This window comes from Kribbella turkmenica (assembly GCF_004348725.1).
GTDB classification, from domain to species: Bacteria; Actinomycetota; Actinomycetes; order Propionibacteriales; family Kribbellaceae; genus Kribbella; species Kribbella turkmenica.
This window is the reverse complement of the sequence record NZ_SMKR01000154.1, coordinates 1-17,973: the sequence shown is the minus strand read 5'-3', so window position 1 is coordinate 17,973 and position 17,973 is coordinate 1. Positions and strand designations below refer to the sequence as shown.

Genomic DNA, 17,973 nt, shown 5'->3' with positions numbered 1-17,973 from the left:
AGTAGTTCTCCAGGTAGATGTCCGCCTCGAGGTAGACGTGCACGGACATCGGCTCGGCCTCGCGGATGGCGCGTTCGGCGGCGTTGATGGTCTCCGCGACGACGGACGCGTCGGTGGTCGGCTCGACCCCGACCTTGGCGGCGACCAGGACCTCCTCCGGGCCGAGGTGCAGGGTCTTGATGTGGATCAGCCGCTGCACGCCGGCGGTGTTCTCGATCGCGGCGACGATCTTCTCCTGCGACTCCCGGGTCGCCGACTCGCCGAGAAGCAGCGACTTCATCTCGATCGCCAGGAACACGGCAACGCAGACCAGCAGCACACCGATCGCCATCGAACCCGCGCCGTCCCAGACACCGTTGCCGGTGACAAGGGTCAGCACGACGCCGATGAGTGCCAGCACCAGACCGGTGAGCGCGGCGAAGTCCTCCAGCAGGATGACCGGCAGCTCCGGCGAGCGGGCCTGCCGGATGAACTTGGACCAGCCGACGTGGCCGCGGACCTTGTTGGCCTCGACGATCGCGGTCCGGAACGAGAACGTCTCCATGATGATCGCGGCCACCAGCACGACGACCGGGACCCACTTCCAGTTCTCGATCGGGTGCGGGTCGTGGATCTTGTGGTAGCCCTCGTACAGCGCGAACAGGCCACCGACGCTGAACAGCACGATCGCGACGATGAACGAGTAGACGTACCGCTCCCGGCCGAAGCCGAACTGGTGCAGCTCGTTCGCCTCCCGCCGGGCGCGCTTGCCGCCGACCAGCAGCAACACCTGGTTGCCGGCGTCGGCGACCGAGTGAATCGCCTCGGCGAGCATCGACGCCGACTGGGTCAGGCCCCAGGCGGCGAACTTGGTGATCGCGATCCCGGTGTTCGCCAGCAGTGCCGCGACGACCGCCTTGGTTCCGCCACCAGCCATTTCTCCAGGTCCTCCGTCAACAGTTGGGTGATCAGCGTGCGGACACGACGAACGCCGTGCCGGAACCACGCAGGCTACAGGGTCCTTCGGGTCCGGAAGCGAACGCGGACTGGCCGGCGGACAACGTCACAGTGCCCTCGGCGACGACCTCGACACGTCCGTCCACACAGCAGACGATCCGGGGTCCCTCACCGGTGACGGTCCGCCCGTCACCGTCCAGGTCCACCCGGCGGATCGCGTAGTACTCACAGCCGGTCTCGTACGACGAGACGCCGTCGGCCGGCGGGGTCGCCTCCATGACCGGGTCGGCGAGCGGCTCGAAGTCGACCACCGAGACCAGCTCGGCGACGTCGACGTGCTTGCTGGTCAGGCCGCCGCGGAGCACGTTGTCGGAGTTCGCCATCACCTCGAACCCGAGGCCGTGCAGGTACGCGTGCACGTTCCCGGCCGGCAGGTAGACGGCCTGGAACCGTTGCAGCCGCACCCGGTTCAGCAGCAGCGCGGCGAGTACGCCGGGATCGTCGGGGAAGTCCGCGCACAACCGCGCGAGCGTCTCCCGCTCCAGTGCGAAGGCGTCACCGGCGTACCGCGCACAGGCCTCTCCCAGGGCGGCGACCAGCGGCCGGGTGGTGTCCCGGTCGTTGCTCATGATCTGGGTGAAGACGTCCTGGAGCTTGCCGTTGCGGAGCAGGTCGGTGCATTCCTCGAACCCGGCCGGCGCCAGCGCGTCCAGCATCGCGACCGTCGCCGCGAGCGGCCGGAAGCCGACCAGCGCGTCGAACGGGCCGAGCGCGATCAGGATCTCCGGCTTCGGCCAGGCGTCCTTGTAGTTGCGGTCACCGGCGTCCAGCGGGATCCCGGCGGCCTCGTCCCGCGCGTACCCGTCGATCGCCTGCTCGCGGGACGGGTGCGCCTGGATCGACAGCGGCTGCGCGGCCGCGAGCAGCTTGGCCAGGAACGGGAGCCGGCCCTCGAACCGCTCGGCCGTCTCCGCGCCGAGAATGTCGGCCGGCGCGGCCGACACCGCGTCGTACAGGGTGTCGCCGGACGGCAGCACGGACGGCGCGGACTCGTGCGCGCCCATCCACAGCTCGGCCTGCGGCCGGCCGTCCGGTTCCACGCCGGTCAGCTCGGGGATCGCGGTCCGCGAGCCCCAGGCGTAGTCCCGGACGGTGTTCTGCAGGCGGACTACCACGCTGGGTCCTCCGAAGGGTTCTTCGAGTCACCGGGATCCTCGTCGGTCGCCGAGCCATAGCGCCCCAGGCCGATGCCCAGGTACGCCGCGGCGTAGCGACCGTGCTGGGTCAGGGCGGCGTACCGGGCGATGTCGGTGCCGTCGGCCTGCGTGACCACGTGCACGCGGACGTCGTGCCGCTCCGCCTTGGCCTCCAGCTTGCGGCGGTGCTCGGCGACGCCGACGTCGTCCACACCGTCGTCCAGGATGACGAGCCCCGGCCGCAGCTCCTCCGGCTTGTCGAAGGGGTCGGCGAACAGGTCACGCGGAGGCTGGTTGAGGACCGGCAGCAGGTGCCCCGCGTCGGCCGCGAGCGCCGGCCGGCCGGTGGCCAGCCGCAGAGCCTCCACCACGCGCCGCGCGGCCCGTGCGGCCAGGACCGAGCCACCCCAGACCAGCGGCAGCGCGTCCGCCAGCATCAGGGCGAGGTCCTTCGCCGGGTTCGACGCCACGTCGTTGTTGGGCGAGCACTCAATCGCCACGTCGTCCAGCAGCGCCGCGACGGCCTTGTGGTCGACCTCCGGGCCGAGCTCCATCTGGTGCAGCGCCTGCAGTACGGCGACAGCCGACGCCAACTGGTCGTCGGACTGCGACGGCAGCCGGATGGCGTGCCGCGAACCGGCCGAGGCCCGGGCGACCGGGGAGTCGGGCGGGCAGGCGACCATCAGGCCGCAGCCGCGACGCTCCGCCTCCGAGGCGGCCGACACCGAGTCTGAGTCCTCGGTCGACCCGCTGAGCACGATCACCAGGTCGAGCGGTCCGGCCCAGCCCGGCAGCCCGGGGCCGGGCCAGGCGACGAACGGAACCGGGCAGACCGGCTCCAGTACGGCCCGGACCAGCCGGGCGTCCCGGCCGGCGGCCAGCACCGCGCGTGGCCGGAAGCCGCCGGCGCCGACCCTGCCCAGCGATTCCTCGGCCGCCTCCAGCTCGGCCCGGACCCGGGCACCGGCCATCGCCAGCCGCCGGAGCAGGTGGTCCGCCGCCTGCAGCGCGGCCGGGTCGTCCAGCCGCGAGTCGTCGAAGAAGCTCATCCGCGTCCTCGCTTCGCTCCGGGCACGGACGAGCCACGAAGCGGACTGTGCCTGATCAGGAACTCGCTTCGCTCGCTCATCAGTCGACCGGCGCCGCTTTCGTGTCCCGCGCCTCGTCGATCAGCAGGACCGGGATGTCGTCACGGACCGGGTACGCCAGCGCGCACGCGCCGTTCGTGCAGATCAGCTCGTTCGCCTCGTCGTCCACCCGGAACTCCGACCGGCACTTGGGGCAGACCAGGATGCTCAGCAGGTCCGGGTCCAGATTGACTGCCATTCAGTTCTCCTCCACCGATGCGCCGGTGATCAGGGCCAGTACTTCGTCGCGGACGCGTTCCATCGTGGCCCGGTCGTCCGCCTCGACGTTCAGCCGCAGCAACGGTTCCGTGTTCGACGCACGGACGTTGAACCACCACTGTCCCGCTGACACGGTCAGACCGTCCAGATGGTCAACGGTAATGCCGTCCCGGCCGCTGTAGGTGTCTTCGATCGCGGCCACCGTGGCGGCCGCGTCGCCGACCTTGTTGTTCAGCTCGCCGGACGCGGCGTACCGCTCGTAGTCGGCGAACCGCTCACTGGCCGGCTTGTCCTCCTCACCGAGCGCCGCCAGCACGTGCAGTGCGGCCAGCATGCCGGTGTCGGCCCGCCAGAAGTCGCGGAAGTAGTAGTGGGCGGAGTGCTCGCCGCCGAACACCGCGTCGGTCTCGGCCATCTTCTGCTTGATGTACGAGTGCCCGACCCGGGACCGCACCGGCGTGCCGCCGTGCTCGGTGATCAGTTCGGGCACGGCCTTGGAGGTGATCAGGTTGTGGATGACGGCGGAACCGGGGTGCTTGGCCAGCTCGCGAACCGCCACCGCGCCGGTGATCGCGCTCGGCGAGATCGGGTCGCCCTTCTCGTCCACCACGAAGCAGCGGTCGGCGTCACCGTCGAAGGCCAGCCCGAGGTCGGCGCCGAGCTCCCGCACCTTCGCCTGCAGGTCGACCAGGTTCTTCGGGTCCAGCGGGTTCGCCTCGTGGTTCGGGAAGTTGCCGTCCAGCTCGAAGTAGAGCGGGATGATCTCGACCGGACCGGTGGCGAACACGGCCGGGACGGTGTGGCCGCCCATGCCGTTGCCGGCGTCCACGACGACCTTCAGCGGACGGATGCCGCTCAGGTCCACCAGGTCGTGCAGGTGGTCGGCGTACGCGGTCAGCAGGTCCTTCTTCGTCACCTTGCCCGGTACGGCGCCGGCCGCCGGTCCCTCGGTGAGCGCCTTGGCGACCAGGTCGGCGATGTCGCGCAGGCCGGAGTCCGAGCCGACCGGAGCGGCGCCCGCACGGCAGAGTTTGATGCCGTTGTACTGCGCCGGGTTGTGGCTGGCGGTGAACATTGCGCCGGGCAACTGGAGCCGGCCGGAGGCGAAGTACAGCTGGTCGGTGGAGGCGAGGCCGATGTCGACCACGTCCGCGCCGGTGCTGGTCACCCCCTCGGCGAACGCGGCCGCCAGAGCCGGGCTGGACGGCCGCATGTCGTAGCCGACCACGACCGCCCCCGGAGACGCGAGGACGTCCAGGACCTCGACGAAGGCAGCCCCGGTCGCCCGGGCCACCGACTCGTCCAACTGGTCCGGGACGACCCCACGTACGTCGTACGCCTTGAAGATCGCAGCAACGTCAACCATGCGTGGACCCTATCCGGCCCACGCACGATCCCGTATCTCAGGCCTGATCGAACCAGCCCGGTGTCTTGCGGTGGTGGACCTCAGGGAGCTGCCGCGGGCTCGTCGGAGCCGCCCAGCCGACCGCGTTCGCGATGATCTGCTGGACCTCGGGCTGGTGGTACGTCGGGTACTCCTGGTCGCCCGGGCGGAAGTAGAAGACCCGGCCCTGGCCGCGGCGGTAGCAGCAGCCGGAGCGGAACACCTCGCCGCCGGAGAACGAGCTGACGAACACCAGCTCGTCCGGCTGCGGGATGTCGAACAGCTCGCCGTACATCTCCTCGCGCTCGATCACCAGCGGGTGCGGGATCCCCTGCGCGATCGGGTGGCCGGCGGCCACCGTCCAGAGCAGCTCGCGGTCGTTCTCCGACCGCCAGTCGAGCGAGCAGGTGGTGCCCATCAGCCGGATGAAGATCTTGCTGAAGTGCGCCGAGTGCAGCACGATCAGGCCCATCCCGGACAGCACGTGCCGCTGCACCCGCTCGACGACCGCGTCGTCGACGTCGCCGTGGGCCGCGTGCCCCCACCAGGTCAGGACGTCGGTCTCGGCCAGCACCTCCTCGGTGAGGCCGTGCTCGGGCTGCTGCAGCCACGCGGTCCGGACGACCACGTCGTCGCCGAGCTTGGCCCTGACCGCGGCCGCGATCGTCTCGTGCATGGTGTCGGGGTAGACCTTGCGGACGGACTCGTCCCGGCCTTCGTGGACGTTCTCGCCCCAGACGGTGACGCGAATCGGTTCAGTCATGGAGAACAACCTCTCGTCCCGCCTTCGCCGAGGCGTAGCAGGCGTCGATGACCTCGGTCCGGAGCAGCGCCTCGGACCCGTTGTGTGCGGCCCAGTCGCCGCTCCGGACGATCCGGACGAACTCCTGCACCACCGCGCGGTGGCCGAGCCCGGCGCCGGTGGCCGGCTTGACCTCGGCCGGTACGCCGCCGACGTCGGTGAAGATTCGCAGCGTGTCCTCGTTGGTGTAGTTCTGCACCTCGATCTTGGCGCCGCCGTCGGTGCCGAACAGCTCGATGCCGAAGTTGTCGCCCGGCGCCCGGTAGGTGGCCCAGCTGGTCTCCAGCTGCAGCGCGCCGCCGCCCTGGAGCCGCAGGTACGCCGTGGCCAGGTCCTCCACCTCGAACGCCGAGCCGAGCGTGTTCGCGTTCGGGTCGCGGCTGCCCTTGCCGCGCGGACCCAGCTCGGCGAACGTGTTCGCGCTCACCGTGGTGACCTGCGGCTCGCCCAGCAGGTGCAGGGCCAGGTCGAGGATGTGGACGCCGAGGTCGATCAGCGGGCCGCCGCCGGACAGCTCGCGGTTGGTGAACCAGCCGCCCATGCCCGGGATGCCGTTGCGGCGCATCCAGTGCGCCTTCGCGTAGTAGACCCGGCCCAGCTGGCCCTCGTCGATCTGATGCTTCAGCGCGGCCACGTCGCCGCGCTCGCGGTGGTTGAAGATGACCTTGAGAACCTTGCCGGACTTCTTCGAGGCCTCGACCATCGCGGTGCCCTCGGCGACCGTCCGGGCCAGCGGCTTCTCGCAGAGGACGTGCAGGCCCTTGTCCAGCGCCCTGAGCGCGATCGGGGCGTGCAGCTGCGTCGGCGTACCGATGCTGACCGCTTCCAGGCCCTCGGTCTCGAGCAGGTCCTCCCACTTCTCGTACAGGTGCGGGACACCGTGCTTGTCGCCCAGACCGGTCAGCGTGTCCTTCTCCAGGCCGGCCAGCGCTACCACCTCGACGTCCGGCAGCTCGGAGAAGGCCTCGAGCGCCGTCCGTCCGGCGAAGCCCAGTCCGACGACTCCGACGCGCAGTTTTTGATCGTTCACACCCACGATCCTCTCGCAATGACAACGAAGGTCACAAACCGGCTCCCACAGTACGGAACACGTTCGAACGCCGGCGGAGCGGGTGGCTCTGCGGTGTCCCGGGGTCGGTCAGTCGTCGTCGGACTCGAACTCGGGGTCGATCTGCTCCGGCGACAGTGCCAGTACATCGGCCAACTCGAGCACCAGCGCGGACCGCACCAGCCAGGCCAGGCTCGTGCCGGACCGCTCGGCCCGCAGCTCGATCGGACGCCGGAAGACGACGATCCGGTACGGCTCGTGCGACGTCCCGCCGGTGGAGTGGGTGAGTGGGATGTCAACCGCGTCGAGGTCCAGGTTCGGCACGTCCTCGATGGCGAACTCGACCCGGGTGACGACCTGCGGCAGGCGCTTCTCCAGCCGGGTCACCTCGATCGCGACCACCTCGTCGAACTGGGCCGCGGCCGACCGTTGCAGCGGCAGCCCGCGGGGCGCGAACCTGCTCGGCCGGCTGATAGGGCCGAGCATGCCGCGGCCGTGGCGGTCGATGTGCCTGCGATGACGGCGAGCCTCGGTCACGCGCTCAGCCTAGTGGGGGTAACGTCTGGTCGTGAGCATCGCCAGGATCTGTTCGCGCGCCGCCTGTCACAAGCCGGCTGTGTCGACGCTCACGTATGTCTACGCCGACTCCACCTGCGTGCTCGGCCCGTTGGCGACGTACGCCGAACCGCACTGCTACGACCTGTGTGCCGACCACGCCGACCGGCTGACGGCGCCGAACGGCTGGGAAGTGATCCGGCTCGCTCCGGACCCGGCCGCGGCCGGACCGTCTTCGGACGACCTGGAAGCTCTGGCCAACGCGGTCCGCGAGGCCGCCCGACCGCTGCCGCGGCCGGAGCCGGGCGCGGGCACTCCGGGCGCGCCCGTCGAGGTGGCCCGCCGGGGACACCTGCGGATGCTGCAGGACCCCGGCGCGAACACCTCCGAAGGCTGAACGACCCGCTACCTCAGCGCCGAACGCACGTCCGGCTGAGCGCCGAGCTGCGCGCGGAACACCAGTGAGGTGGTGAGCGGCCACGCGGCGACCTGGGCCACGTCGTCCTCGTCCGGCTCGGCCGCGGGCATCAGAGTCACCCCGGCGACGACCATGCCGCGCGTCTGCTCGACCATCAGGTACGTCGCCCGCGGCTGGGCCTTGAACGAGATCTGACTGGTCGCCCCGGCGATCACGTCGAGCGCGCGGGTGTCCAGCACCCGCCCGAGCGCGTCCCGCAGCTCGAACTTCACGCTGCCGGTCTTGCCCGGCGCGGTCACCTGCAGGATCGCCGGCTGCTTGTGCGCCGGCAACACCAGGTACGCCGGTCCGGTGAGCGGCTCGGCCGAGCCGACCGACGCGAAGTCGCTCCCGCTCGCGTCCACCATTCGCATGGACGCGGTCACCGGCTGGTCGGCCGACACCGTGATCGCACTCGGATCGCCGTGCAGTACCGGGTCGAGCCGGAGGCTCTTCACCGATCCGGCCGGGATCGCCACGGTCTCCAGACCGGCGGGCCTGAACGGGCCGTTCGGCCCGTGCACGGTCAGGCTCGCGGTGACCTGCAGATCCGACGGGTTGGCCACCGAGAGGATCCGCAGTCCGGCGCCCGGCGCCGCGGCGGGCACGAACACCTTCTTCGCCGGCGGTGCCGACGGGTTCAGCCAGTCCACGCCGGCGGGCTCGCTGCCCTTGGTCGCGTTGTCCCGCAGCGCCGCCGCGACCCGGCCACCGTTCGACTGGACGTGCAGCGCGATGTCCCGCAGGTTTCGCGCGACCAGGCCGAGGTACAGCTCGGACGTCCCGCGCGCCGGTACGACGATGCCGCGGGCGTTCGGCAGGTCCTGCGGACCGCTGCGCGCGTACACGGTCACGCTGACCTCGGCGTTGATGCTGTCCAGGTTGGTGAGCACGAGCACGTCCCGGCGGTCGCTCGCCCCGGAGGCGCCGACGAACCAGAAGTCCGAGCCCGGCAACTGGCACGGCGTACTCGCCATGCCCCGGTTCACGCCCTCGGTCGAGGTCGTCGTACTGGTGCCGACCGTGCCGGCCGAGAGCGGACCGACGCCGTGGATCATCAGCGGTGCGGGCTTGGCGACCGGAGCCGTCGACGCGATCTTGCCGCGGGCGAGCAGCGACCCGGCCGGGGCGGCCGTCTCCGGCAGGGGCGCGATCGTCAGCGGTGTCTCCTTGCCGGCGGCGGTCGGCGTGCCCTCGGGCAGCGTCGGCGACACGGCGTTCGTGTGGCTCGACAGCTTCCCGCCTCCGGCGAGCGCCGGGCAGGACAGCGACGTACGGTTCACCACCGTGCGGGTCGGCTCGTCCACCCCCTCCGCCCGGACCACCGGCTCCTTGGCGTGCGTCACGACGCCCAGCCCGGCAGCGGCACCCATCGCCAGCACACAGGCGCCGAGCCGGACTCGCGCGTCCGAGAACAGTCGCCTCATCGGTCCCTCCTCGCGTGGGTGCCGTGCGGGACGGCGACGGTCCGGCGGACGGTCGGCAGGCAGAAGACCAGCGCGATGAGCCACGCGATCAGGCCGAGCACCCGCCACACGCTGTGGGTCACGTCGGTCAGCGGCGAACTGCCGTCGATCTCCGACCGGTTCACCAGCCAGGCCGCGTCGCCCTCGGCCGCGCTGGCCCGGGTCAGCCCCGGCAGCGAGTCGAGTGTCGCCTGCAGCGTCGGGTCGACCGGCGCGGGCAGGTAGACGTAGTCGATCGCCAGGCCGGCCAACTGCCGGCCCTCCTCACCCGTGCCGCCACCGCCGAGGGTCGACAACACCTCGGTGACCGGCTTGCTCTGCTCCGCCGTGGGCGCCGTCTCCAGCGAACCCATCCGCGGTCCGCCGTCCTTGACCAGGGAGTACCGCATCGGGCTGCCCGAGTCCTTGCGCACGACCAGGATCGACGCGTCCTGCGGCGGATCCTGCGCGGAGATCAGGTACGCCGGGAGATCCTGCGCCGGCCCCCGCCACAGCGGACCGTCGGCACCGCGGACCAGCCAGAACCCGGCGGTCACGATCGACGTCACCAGCACGATGCCGAGCACTCCCTGCACGATGATCTCGGTGGACCTGCCGACCGAGTCCCAGGCGACCGTCACCGCGACGATCCAGCCCGCGGTCATCAGGAACATCAGCGGTCCACTGCCACCACCCAGCCGGCTGGCGACCAGCGTCCCGGCCAGCCCGGCCAGTGCGGCGAACCAGCCCAGCAACTCGTAGCGCTGCCGCGACTCACGCAGGAGGCTGAGCAGAGCGACCAGGATCAGTGGTACGACGAGCCACCAGGGCGTCGGCGCACCGATCGGCGTACCGGTCAGCAGGTGCGGAATGCTGTCACCCGGGCCGACGGCGGCCGTCGGCGGTCCACCTGCTTCCTGGCCGAGGCGCCACGGGTTCAGCACCAGCTCGATCGTCCACGGCAGCACCAGCAGCAGACCGAGTACGACGGAGAAGACGAGCTGGCGGCCTTGTCGACGCCACCCCAGACCGAGTGCGCCACCGATGACCAGTATCACGCTGACCAGCAGGCCCAACGCCGGCGTGAACGCGAACAGCACGGCCTGACAGATCCCGGCGAACCACGCGGCCCGCCAGCTGCCCTGAATGATCACGCGCCGGCGACGGGCGACGGTGTGCACGGCCGCACCGAGCAACGGCAGCACGATCGCCGCCACGCACGTCCCGATCCGTCCCTGCGTGATCGCACCATTGGTGAAGACGGCAAGCCCGTACGCCGACGCACCCCAGGCGCGGGCGGCACGGTCGACGACGAACGCGCGCAGCAGGGCCCATGCCGCCAGCCCGGCCAACGGCACAGCACCGAGCAGCAACAGGTTCATCGCACCGGACGGGCCGAACATCACCGTGGAGAAGGCCCAGAACTGTCCGAGCCAGGCTGGAGGCGTCACACCTGGCGGAGCGGCGGCGGCCGCGTGCCAGAGCGCGCCGAGTGTCTCGTGCGGAGGCAGCAACAAGGAGGACCGCAGAACACCGCCACCGATCAGGCTGCGGGCCGCGACGACCGCACCGATGGCGAGGAAGACCCACGCGATCAGGAACGGCCGGCGAATCAGTTGCCGTCGCCAACGAGGTTGGTCGACCGCCACCCGGGTCGTGGACTTGGCCCGGCGGGCGGTGGTGACGACCTGCTCCTCCGGCTCGTCCGCCCAGGCTTCGCGGATCCGCTCGGAGATCGTGCTGGTGGTCTCCTCCAGGTTGTGCCGCAACGCGTGCACCGACCGGGAGAACAGTGGCTTGATGTCGTCGTACGGGACGCGGTCGAGGCTGCGGCGGTTGCGGCGGGCCTGCGTCCAGCCGCCCGCGGGCAACGTGCCGAGGAGCGCGGTCCACTCGTCCACCGCACCGGACGGCGTCTTGCCGAGCAGGAACCAGACCGAGCGCAGGATCGTGCCGAGCAGGAAGCGCAGGATCAGCAGCGGCAACAGCTTGCCGGGCGCGTTCGCCAGCACGGTGTAGTACGCGTGCGAGCGGTCGAGCTGGTAGGCGTGCCGCCGGGTGCCGGCCAGCGCGCGCTCACCGGTCGCGGCGGCCTGCGCGTGGTAGACGACCGCGTCGGGAGCGACCCCGACCTTGTAGCCGGCCCGGCTCGCCCGCCAGCCGAAGTCGATGTCGTCGCGGAACATCGGCAGCCGCGGGTCGAACCCGTGCAGCGCCTCCCAGACGTCGCGGCGGACCAGCATGCCGGCCGAACTGACAGCGAGCACGTTCCGCAACTGGTCGTGCTGGCCCTGGTCGAGCTCGCCGTTCTCGATCCCGGTGTCGCGGCGCCCGCCGAGCGAGGTGGTCACGCCGACCTCGAGCAGCTCACGGTCCCGCGGCCACAGCCGCAGCTTCGGGCCCCAGACGCCGGTGCCCGGCGACATCGTAGCCTCAAGCAACAATTTCTCCAGCGCCTTGGGCGCCGGCGCGCAGTCGTCGTGCAGCAGCCACAGCCACTCGACCACGGGCATGTGGCCGTCGTCGCCGTACGGACCGACGGCCGACGGGATCGGCGCGAACCCGGCCGCCTCGATCCCGCGGGCGACCGCCGTACCGAAACCGGTCCGGGCGGACACGCTGACCACGGGCTCCACGCCGGGCATCGCAGCCAGCAACTCGGCCGTCTCGTCGGTGGAGCCGGTGTCGACCGCGATCAGCCGGTCCGGGCGCGGGTTCAGCGCCCACAGCGCCTCGGACAGCCGCGGCAGCCAGGCGGCGCCCTCGTGCCCGACCACCACGGCGGTGACGACATGCCGGATCCGCGGGCGGCCCATCGGGTCGTCGGTGTGGTCGGTCGGGAAGTCGACGGAGTCGAAGAACTCCCAACCGGCCGGAGCTTCTTGTTCCATGCGGAGCAGTGACACCTTTGCGGGGAAGGACGGCGTACGCCGCGACCGGGATCAACCGAAGGTCACGGCGAGGACTCACCATACAGCCGCCGCACGAGCGCCGGGAAAGCCGCAGGCCCCGGGCAGACGGTTCGTCCCGGGGCCTCGCGGAAAGCTCTGATCAAGTTGTGTGCCGGGTGCAGACCGTCAGACGGCCTTCTTCTTCAGCTTACGCCGCTCCCGCTCCGACAGCCCGCCCCAGATCCCGAAGCGCTCGTCGTTCTGCAGTGCGTACTCGAGGCACTCGCCCCGGACGTCACAGCCGAGGCAGACCTTCTTCGCCTCGCGGGTGGATCCGCCCTTCTCCGGGAAGAAAGCCTCCGGGTCGGTCTGGGCACACAGCGCCCGTTCCTGCCAGTTCGGCTCCTCCTCGATCGCCTCACCGTCGACAATCGCCATCAGGCCTTCTGTCACGGTACGACCTCCTCGACCCTGTTCGTTCCCCTGTACATGTGGGTTTGCGGTCCACATGCCTGACCTCGTCCGTCCTGCGCTCTGCAACGGTCCCCGATACCGAGTGTCCAACGAACGACACGGTTGAAATTACATTCCTGCAATCCACGAAAGTCAAGCCGTGGTCTGCTATTGGCATCATCCGCAACACGGCTGCAAAAGAAGGAGAGGCCTGCGTACACAGGCCTCTCGCTTCCAGGTGGTACCTCGCGCACTGCGGAAAGCCGTGATCCCGCGTGTTTCGGCAAGGGCTTGCTGCCTTGTCCGCAAGGCAAATCGCCCCCGGACGGCGTGACCAGGCAGGTGCCGGATCAGGACGGCTGTGACCACCAGCCCTGCTGCCCCTGGCCCTGCTGCTGTCCCGGCTCGTCCTTGTCGGAGTCCGAACCCCGCGGATCCACGCGGGTTTCGTCGGCCGCCTCGGGTGCCGGCGACTGCGCCTCGGGCTGGGCGGCCGGCTGCTCGGCAGCCGGAGCCTCCTCACCCGGCCAAGCCTGCTCGCCCTGCTGCCAGGTCTGCTGAGCTTCCGGCTGACCCTGCTCGGCCTGGCCCGACCAGGCCTGCTGAGCCTCGGCCTGCTCCGGCTGGCCCTGCTCGGCCTGCTGGCTCGGCCACTCCTGCTGCGGGTAGTCCTGTCCGGACGACCACTGCTGCTGACCGGCGTCGCCGCTCCACTGCTGCTGCTGTTCCTGCGGCCACTGCTGGCCTTGCTCCTGGCCGGGCCACTGCTGCTGGCCTTCGGCGCTCCACGCTTGCGTCGGCTCGGCGTGCTGGGCCTCGCTGGACCAGCCCTGCTCAGGCCCGCCGTGGCGCTGCTGAGCCTCCGCCTCGCCGGCGGACCAGTTCTGCTGCTCTGCCTGCTGCCAGGCCTGCTCCTGCGGCCACTGCTGCTCGCCGCCCTGCGCCGCCGCGTAGCCACCGGCAGCGCCGGCAGCGGCCCCACCGGCGGCAGCCGCGCCGTAACCGCCGTACTGGCCCTGGCCCTGGTCGTACTGGCCGTACTGACCCTGCGGCTGGCCGTAACCGCCCTGCTGCTGCCCGTACGGCGCCTGGGGGCCGTACTGTCCCTGCTGGCCGTACTGGCCCTGCGGCGCGAACTGACCCGGCTTCGGCGCGCGGACCGGCGCCGGCAGCGCCTGGTAGGTCTTGAGGATGTAGAGCCCGGCGGCGGCGTACAGCGCGAGGCCGCCGAGTGCGTAGATGAAGCCGACGATCTTCAGGCCGGCGGCGCTCGTCTCGGCGAACCCGGCGAACGCGGTGATCAGGCCGAGCAGCACGACCACTGCGGTGATCACCAGTGAGACCAGGGCGACGGTCCGCGCGTTCGGGGTGCGCTCGCCGAGGTCGTTCACCAGCCAGACCGAGCCGGCCAGCGAGAGAAGGATCACCAGCGCGGTGAGTCCGGGCGGAGTGAGCGTGCCCTGCACCCCGCCGGCGGCAGCGGTGAAGCCGGCACCGCCGACGAACAGGCGAATCAGCGAAGCCAGCGCGATCAGGCCGGCGAAAGCGAGCAGGATGTACGCGACCGGCTCTCTGAGCTTCTTGGTTGCGTCGGTGACCACGAGGGCTCCTCGGGATGTTGGGGGCCGTACAAACAGCTGTGCGGTTGGTTATGACCCACCGCAGCATAGTCGTGCGGTGGTCCGACGCATTGACGACTCGTGCAGACTCTTCCCATGCGATTGACAGTGCTCGCCGGTGGTATCGGCGGATCCACCTTCCTGCGCGGGCTGCTCAAGGCCCGGCCGGACGCCGAGATCACCGTGGTGGGGAACACCGCGGACGACATCACCCTGTTCGGGCTGCGGGTCTGCCCCGACCTCGACACCGTGATGTACACCCTCGGCGGCGGCATCTCGGCCGAGCGCGGCTGGGGCCGTGAGGACGAGACCTGGGTGATCAAGGAGGAGCTCGCGGCGTACGGCGTCGAGCCGACCTGGTTCGGGCTCGGCGACCGGGACGTGGCCACCCATCTGGTCCGTACCCAGATGCTCGACGCCGGGTACGGGCTGACCGCGGTCACCGAGGCGCTGTGCCGGCGTTGGGACCTCCCCGTACGGCTGCTGCCGATGAGCGACGACCGGATCGAGACCCACGTGGTGGTCGACGACCCGGACCAGCCCGGCCGGCGCAAGGCGATCCACTTCCAGGAGTACTGGGTCCGGCTGCACGCCGAGGTCCCGGCGCACCAGATCATCGCGGTCGGCCAGGACAAGGCCAAGCCCGCGCCCGGCGTGCTGGACGCGATCGCCGACTGCGACGCGGTCATCCTGCCGCCGTCGAACCCGGTCGTCTCGATCGGCACCATCCTCGGCGTCCCCGGGATCCGCGACGCCGTGCGGGAGACTTCGGCCCCGGTCATCGGCCTGTCGCCGATCATCGGCACCGGCCCGGTCCGCGGCATGGCCGACAAGGTGCTGGCCGCGGTCGGAGTGGCGTCGACCGCCTCGGCCGTCGCCCGGTACTACGGTTCGCGCGCGACCGGCGGCGTACTGGACGGGTGGCTGATCGACATCTCCGACGCCATCCAGGCCGATTCGATCGCGGGCGCCGGAATTCACGTCCAGGCGGTGCCGTTGTGGATGACGGACGAGACCAAGACCGCCGCCATGGCCGAAGCGGCGCTGATCCTCGCGGAGGCAGTCCGGCAATGAGGAAGCACCTGGAGATCTGTCCGGTCACCGGCCTGCCCGAGGTGGTGGCCGGGGCCGACCTGGCCGCACTGATCGGTGACGAGGCCGACCTGCGCGACGGCGACGTGGTCTCGGTGACGTCGAAGATCGTCAGCAAGGCCGAAGGGCGGGTGACCACCGGGACCCGCCAGGAGGCGGTGGACGCCGAGCTCGTCCGGGTCGTCGCCCAGCGCGGTGAGACCCGCATCGTGCAGACGCGGCACGGCCTCGTCATGGCCGCCGCCGGCACCGACACGTCCAACACCGCGCCCGGCACGGTCCTGCTGCTGCCGGTCGATCCGGACGAGTCCGCCCGGCAGTTGCGCACGGCGCTGAAGGAGCGATACGACGTGAACGTCGGAGTCGTCGTCACCGACACCCTCGGCCGCCCGTGGCGCAACGGTCAGACCGACCTCGCCATCGGCGCCGCTGGGATCCGGGTGATGGAGGACCTTCGCGGTACGACGGACAGCCACGGCAACGTGCTCGCGGTGACCGAGCCGGCGCTGGCCGACGAGATCGCGAGTGCGACCGAGCTGGTCAAGGGCAAGGCGGACGGGGTCCCGGTCGCCGTACTGCGGGGGCTCGGGGACGCCGTACTCCCGATCGGCGAGCACGGACCGGGCGCGCGGGCGCTGGTACGGGACGCCGAGCTCGACCTGTTCAGCCTTGGCACACGGGAGGCCGCGCGGGCCGCCGTACTGGAGCGGAGGGCGCCGGCCGGGCCGCGCGAGGTGGATCCGTCGCTGTGGGACGGGCTGCTGGACGAGGACGTCCACGTCGAGCTGCTTGACAACGCTGTCACGCTGTTCGGGGACGAACCGGTCGCGGTCGGCGTGCTGGCCGAGCGGATCGCCGTGCTGCTGCACGCCGAGGGGTACGGCGTCGAGCTCCGGACCGGACCGGGCAATGAGGCGACGATCACGTTCGGCTCACGGTCGAAGTAGTTTTCTAGGCAACCTCTCAGGGTCGGTGCGTACACTGCATCCGCACGGCGGCGCCTCGGCCGCCCCGATCCGGGAAGACCAACACTGTGGGTAAAGCGTCGTCGCAGAAGCAGTCGCGCCGCGAGATGATCGAGAAGATGCAGCGGGACCAGGCGCGGGCCGACCGCAACCGCACCCTGCTGATCGTGGTCGCGTCGATCGTGGTCGGGCTCGCCATCATCGCCTACCCGGCGATCAGGCTGATCCAGGACTCCCGGACCAAGGACCAGGCCATCGCCGAGTTCGGCGTGGCCGCCTCGGCGGCGTCGTGCGACCAGGTCACCAACGACGACGGCGGCGGCACCCAGGACCACCGGCCCGACGGCGAGCGGATCACCTACCCGGTGTCGCCGCCCTCCTCGGGTCCGCACTACGCGGTCTGGGCGCCGTTCAGCAAGAAGTTCTACACCGTGGACGACCGCCCGGCCGTCGAGAACCTGGTCCACAACCTGGAGCACGGCTACACCATCCTCTGGTACCGCGACACGCTGCCCAAGGAGCAGATCGACGAGATCGAGAAGATCTCGAAGGCCAAGCTGCCGGACAGTTCGGTGGGCAAGTTCATCGCCGCCCCGTTCAAGCAGGACGAGGGCAAGGGCTGGCCGGACGGCAAGAACCTCGCCTTCGCCCACTGGAGCGCCCCCGACGCCCAGAACAAGTCCCTCGGCCACCGCCAGTTCTGCGGCTCCGTCAGCGGCGAAGCCCTCCAGCAGTTCATCGAGAAGTACCCCGCCGCCGACGCCCAGGAACCCAACGGCGGCTGACCCCGCTCCCCGGCCGCCGCCGAAGGACAGCCTTCGGCGGCGGCTTTCTGTTGCGCCTCGGGCGGTTTCAGCCGGTGTGAAGAATACGGAAGCTCCTGAGGTCGGCTGGGTCCCGGTCGATGACCTGGGTCGGTGGCCAGGTCCACTGCCAAACGTCGATACCTGGTGTGCGGGAGAACTGGATCCGCCCACGAGTGCCGTCGACCGCGACGTGCGGCCAGGCGTCGGCGATGCGCTTGCGGTCCGTGCCGTGCGAACGCAGTACGTCGGCCAGCACGGTCATCGCGTCGTACCCCTCGAAGGCAACGAAGGACGGCGATCCACCGAGCCGTTCACGGAGCGCCGTCTCGACTCGCGTGCCGAGCGGGGTGAGCCGCTCCGGCAGGTAGCGCAGGAACGGAATCCCGGCACCGTCCTCACCCAGCAACGCGGCCCACTCGGCGAACTCCGGCTGCCCGGCCGGCGCACCGATCAGAACGTCGGCAAGGCGCCTGTCGCGGCGGACAGCCGTCACGATCGACACCGCCGGCTTCGGCACACCGACCAGCAGAAGCAGCGCCGTCGCACGATGGCCGACGAGTTCGTCGCACATCGCCGCGGGGTCGAGCGAGCTCACGTCGAGTTCGACGACAGTCCCGCCGCGTGAAGCGAAGTACTCCTGGAGAATCCGGGTCCCGGCTGCCCAGTACACACTCGGCACAGTCGCCACGGCGATCCGCTGGTGACCCGCCTCGACAAGGAAGTCGGCGTACACCCGCCACCCACGAGACTGCGGCGGGCACAAGCGCGCGACCCACTCCGTCGGCTGCTCGGTCAGCGCGTCGAGCACCGCCGACGAACACAGGTACGGCAAGCCGAGAACGTCGGCCCTGGCCGCAACCGCCCGAGCGACAACGCTGTGATACTCCCCCACCAACGCAGCCACCCCTGACCCAGCCAACTCCTCCACCGCCACCACGGCCTTCTCCGCATCAGCCGCCGTATCCCGCACCACCAACT

At 70.7% G+C, this 17,973-nt stretch carries 17 protein-coding genes; 4 read left to right on the top strand and 13 right to left on the bottom strand.

Going from position 1 to position 17,973, the window contains the following annotated elements; genetic code table 11:
* The 8 genes from E1218_RS28070 to E1218_RS28035 all read right to left on the bottom strand — a co-directional run.
* The coding region (locus E1218_RS28070) for a cation diffusion facilitator family transporter (protein ID WP_132325586.1) at positions 1-916 on the bottom strand (916 nt) is incomplete at its 3' end.
* Between the two features lie 31 nt (positions 917-947).
* Positions 948-2,111, bottom strand: coding sequence for a mannose-6-phosphate isomerase, class I (manA, locus tag E1218_RS28065; RefSeq protein ID WP_132325584.1), 1,164 nt, complete (start codon positions 2,109-2,111; stop codon positions 948-950).
* Positions 2,105-3,181, bottom strand: a complete 1,077-nt coding sequence (locus E1218_RS28060) for an SIS domain-containing protein (RefSeq protein WP_132325583.1) — start codon at positions 3,179-3,181, stop codon at positions 2,105-2,107. The genes manA and E1218_RS28060 overlap by 7 nt, the downstream gene beginning before the upstream one ends.
* Before the next feature lie 79 nt (positions 3,182-3,260).
* Positions 3,261-3,458, bottom strand: a complete 198-nt coding sequence (locus E1218_RS28055; RefSeq protein WP_132325581.1) for a Trm112 family protein — start codon at positions 3,456-3,458, stop codon at positions 3,261-3,263.
* Positions 3,459-4,844, bottom strand: coding sequence for a phosphomannomutase/phosphoglucomutase (locus E1218_RS28050; protein WP_132325579.1), 1,386 nt, complete (start codon positions 4,842-4,844; stop codon positions 3,459-3,461).
* Between the two features lie 37 nt (positions 4,845-4,881).
* On the bottom strand, positions 4,882-5,625 hold the full coding sequence (locus tag E1218_RS28045; RefSeq protein WP_132325577.1) for a ThuA domain-containing protein: 744 nt from the start codon (positions 5,623-5,625) through the stop codon (positions 4,882-4,884).
* Entirely contained in the window at positions 5,618-6,694 is a 1,077-nt protein-coding gene (locus tag E1218_RS28040) for a Gfo/Idh/MocA family protein (protein WP_132325575.1), read from the bottom strand. Before E1218_RS28040 ends, E1218_RS28045 begins: the two co-directional genes overlap by 8 nt.
* Before the next feature lie 108 nt (positions 6,695-6,802).
* On the bottom strand, positions 6,803-7,249 hold the full coding sequence (locus E1218_RS28035) for a metallopeptidase family protein (RefSeq protein ID WP_233712514.1): 447 nt from the start codon (positions 7,247-7,249) through the stop codon (positions 6,803-6,805).
* Positions 7,250-7,280: 31 nt separating this feature from the next.
* Between E1218_RS28035 and E1218_RS28030 the strand changes: the two genes are divergently transcribed.
* A complete protein-coding gene (locus E1218_RS28030; RefSeq protein WP_132325574.1) occupies positions 7,281-7,664 on the top strand; it encodes a DUF3499 domain-containing protein in 384 nt (127 codons plus the stop codon).
* Between the two features lie 8 nt (positions 7,665-7,672).
* Here E1218_RS28030 and E1218_RS28025 read toward each other — a convergent pair whose 3' ends face one another.
* From E1218_RS28025 to E1218_RS28010, 4 genes are all read right to left on the bottom strand, one after another.
* Entirely contained in the window at positions 7,673-9,151 is a 1,479-nt protein-coding gene (locus tag E1218_RS28025) for a DUF5719 family protein (RefSeq protein WP_132325572.1), read from the bottom strand.
* Complete coding sequence (locus E1218_RS28020) at positions 9,148-12,060, bottom strand: glycosyltransferase family 2 protein (protein WP_132325570.1); 2,913 nt, start codon at positions 12,058-12,060, stop codon at positions 9,148-9,150. The genes E1218_RS28025 and E1218_RS28020 overlap by 4 nt, the downstream gene beginning before the upstream one ends.
* A gap of 186 nt (positions 12,061-12,246) precedes the next feature.
* Positions 12,247-12,498: a WhiB family transcriptional regulator gene (locus tag E1218_RS28015; protein ID WP_020389877.1), complete on the bottom strand. Its 252-nt coding sequence runs from the start codon at positions 12,496-12,498 to the stop codon at positions 12,247-12,249.
* A gap of 365 nt (positions 12,499-12,863) precedes the next feature.
* Positions 12,864-14,114: a hypothetical protein gene (locus E1218_RS28010; RefSeq protein WP_132325568.1), complete on the bottom strand. Its 1,251-nt coding sequence runs from the start codon at positions 14,112-14,114 to the stop codon at positions 12,864-12,866.
* Positions 14,115-14,228: 114 nt separating this feature from the next.
* On the opposite strand from E1218_RS28010, the gene cofD reads away from it, so the two are divergent.
* The 3 genes from cofD (at position 14,229) to E1218_RS27995 (ending at position 16,974) form a co-directional block, all read left to right on the top strand.
* Positions 14,229-15,206 carry a 2-phospho-L-lactate transferase gene (gene cofD, locus E1218_RS28005; protein WP_132325566.1) on the top strand — a complete coding sequence of 326 codons (978 nt, stop codon included), beginning with the start codon at positions 14,229-14,231 and terminating at the stop codon, positions 15,204-15,206.
* On the top strand, positions 15,203-16,171 hold the full coding sequence (locus E1218_RS28000; protein WP_132325564.1) for a coenzyme F420-0:L-glutamate ligase: 969 nt from the start codon (positions 15,203-15,205) through the stop codon (positions 16,169-16,171). The genes cofD and E1218_RS28000 overlap by 4 nt, the downstream gene beginning before the upstream one ends.
* Before the next feature lie 86 nt (positions 16,172-16,257).
* Entirely contained in the window at positions 16,258-16,974 is a 717-nt protein-coding gene (locus E1218_RS27995; RefSeq protein WP_132325562.1) for a DUF3105 domain-containing protein, read from the top strand.
* A gap of 67 nt (positions 16,975-17,041) precedes the next feature.
* Here the strand turns inward: E1218_RS27995 and E1218_RS27990 are convergent.
* A partial coding sequence (locus E1218_RS27990) for an ABC transporter substrate-binding protein (protein ID WP_132325560.1) occupies positions 17,042-17,973 on the bottom strand: 932 nt, incomplete at its 5' end.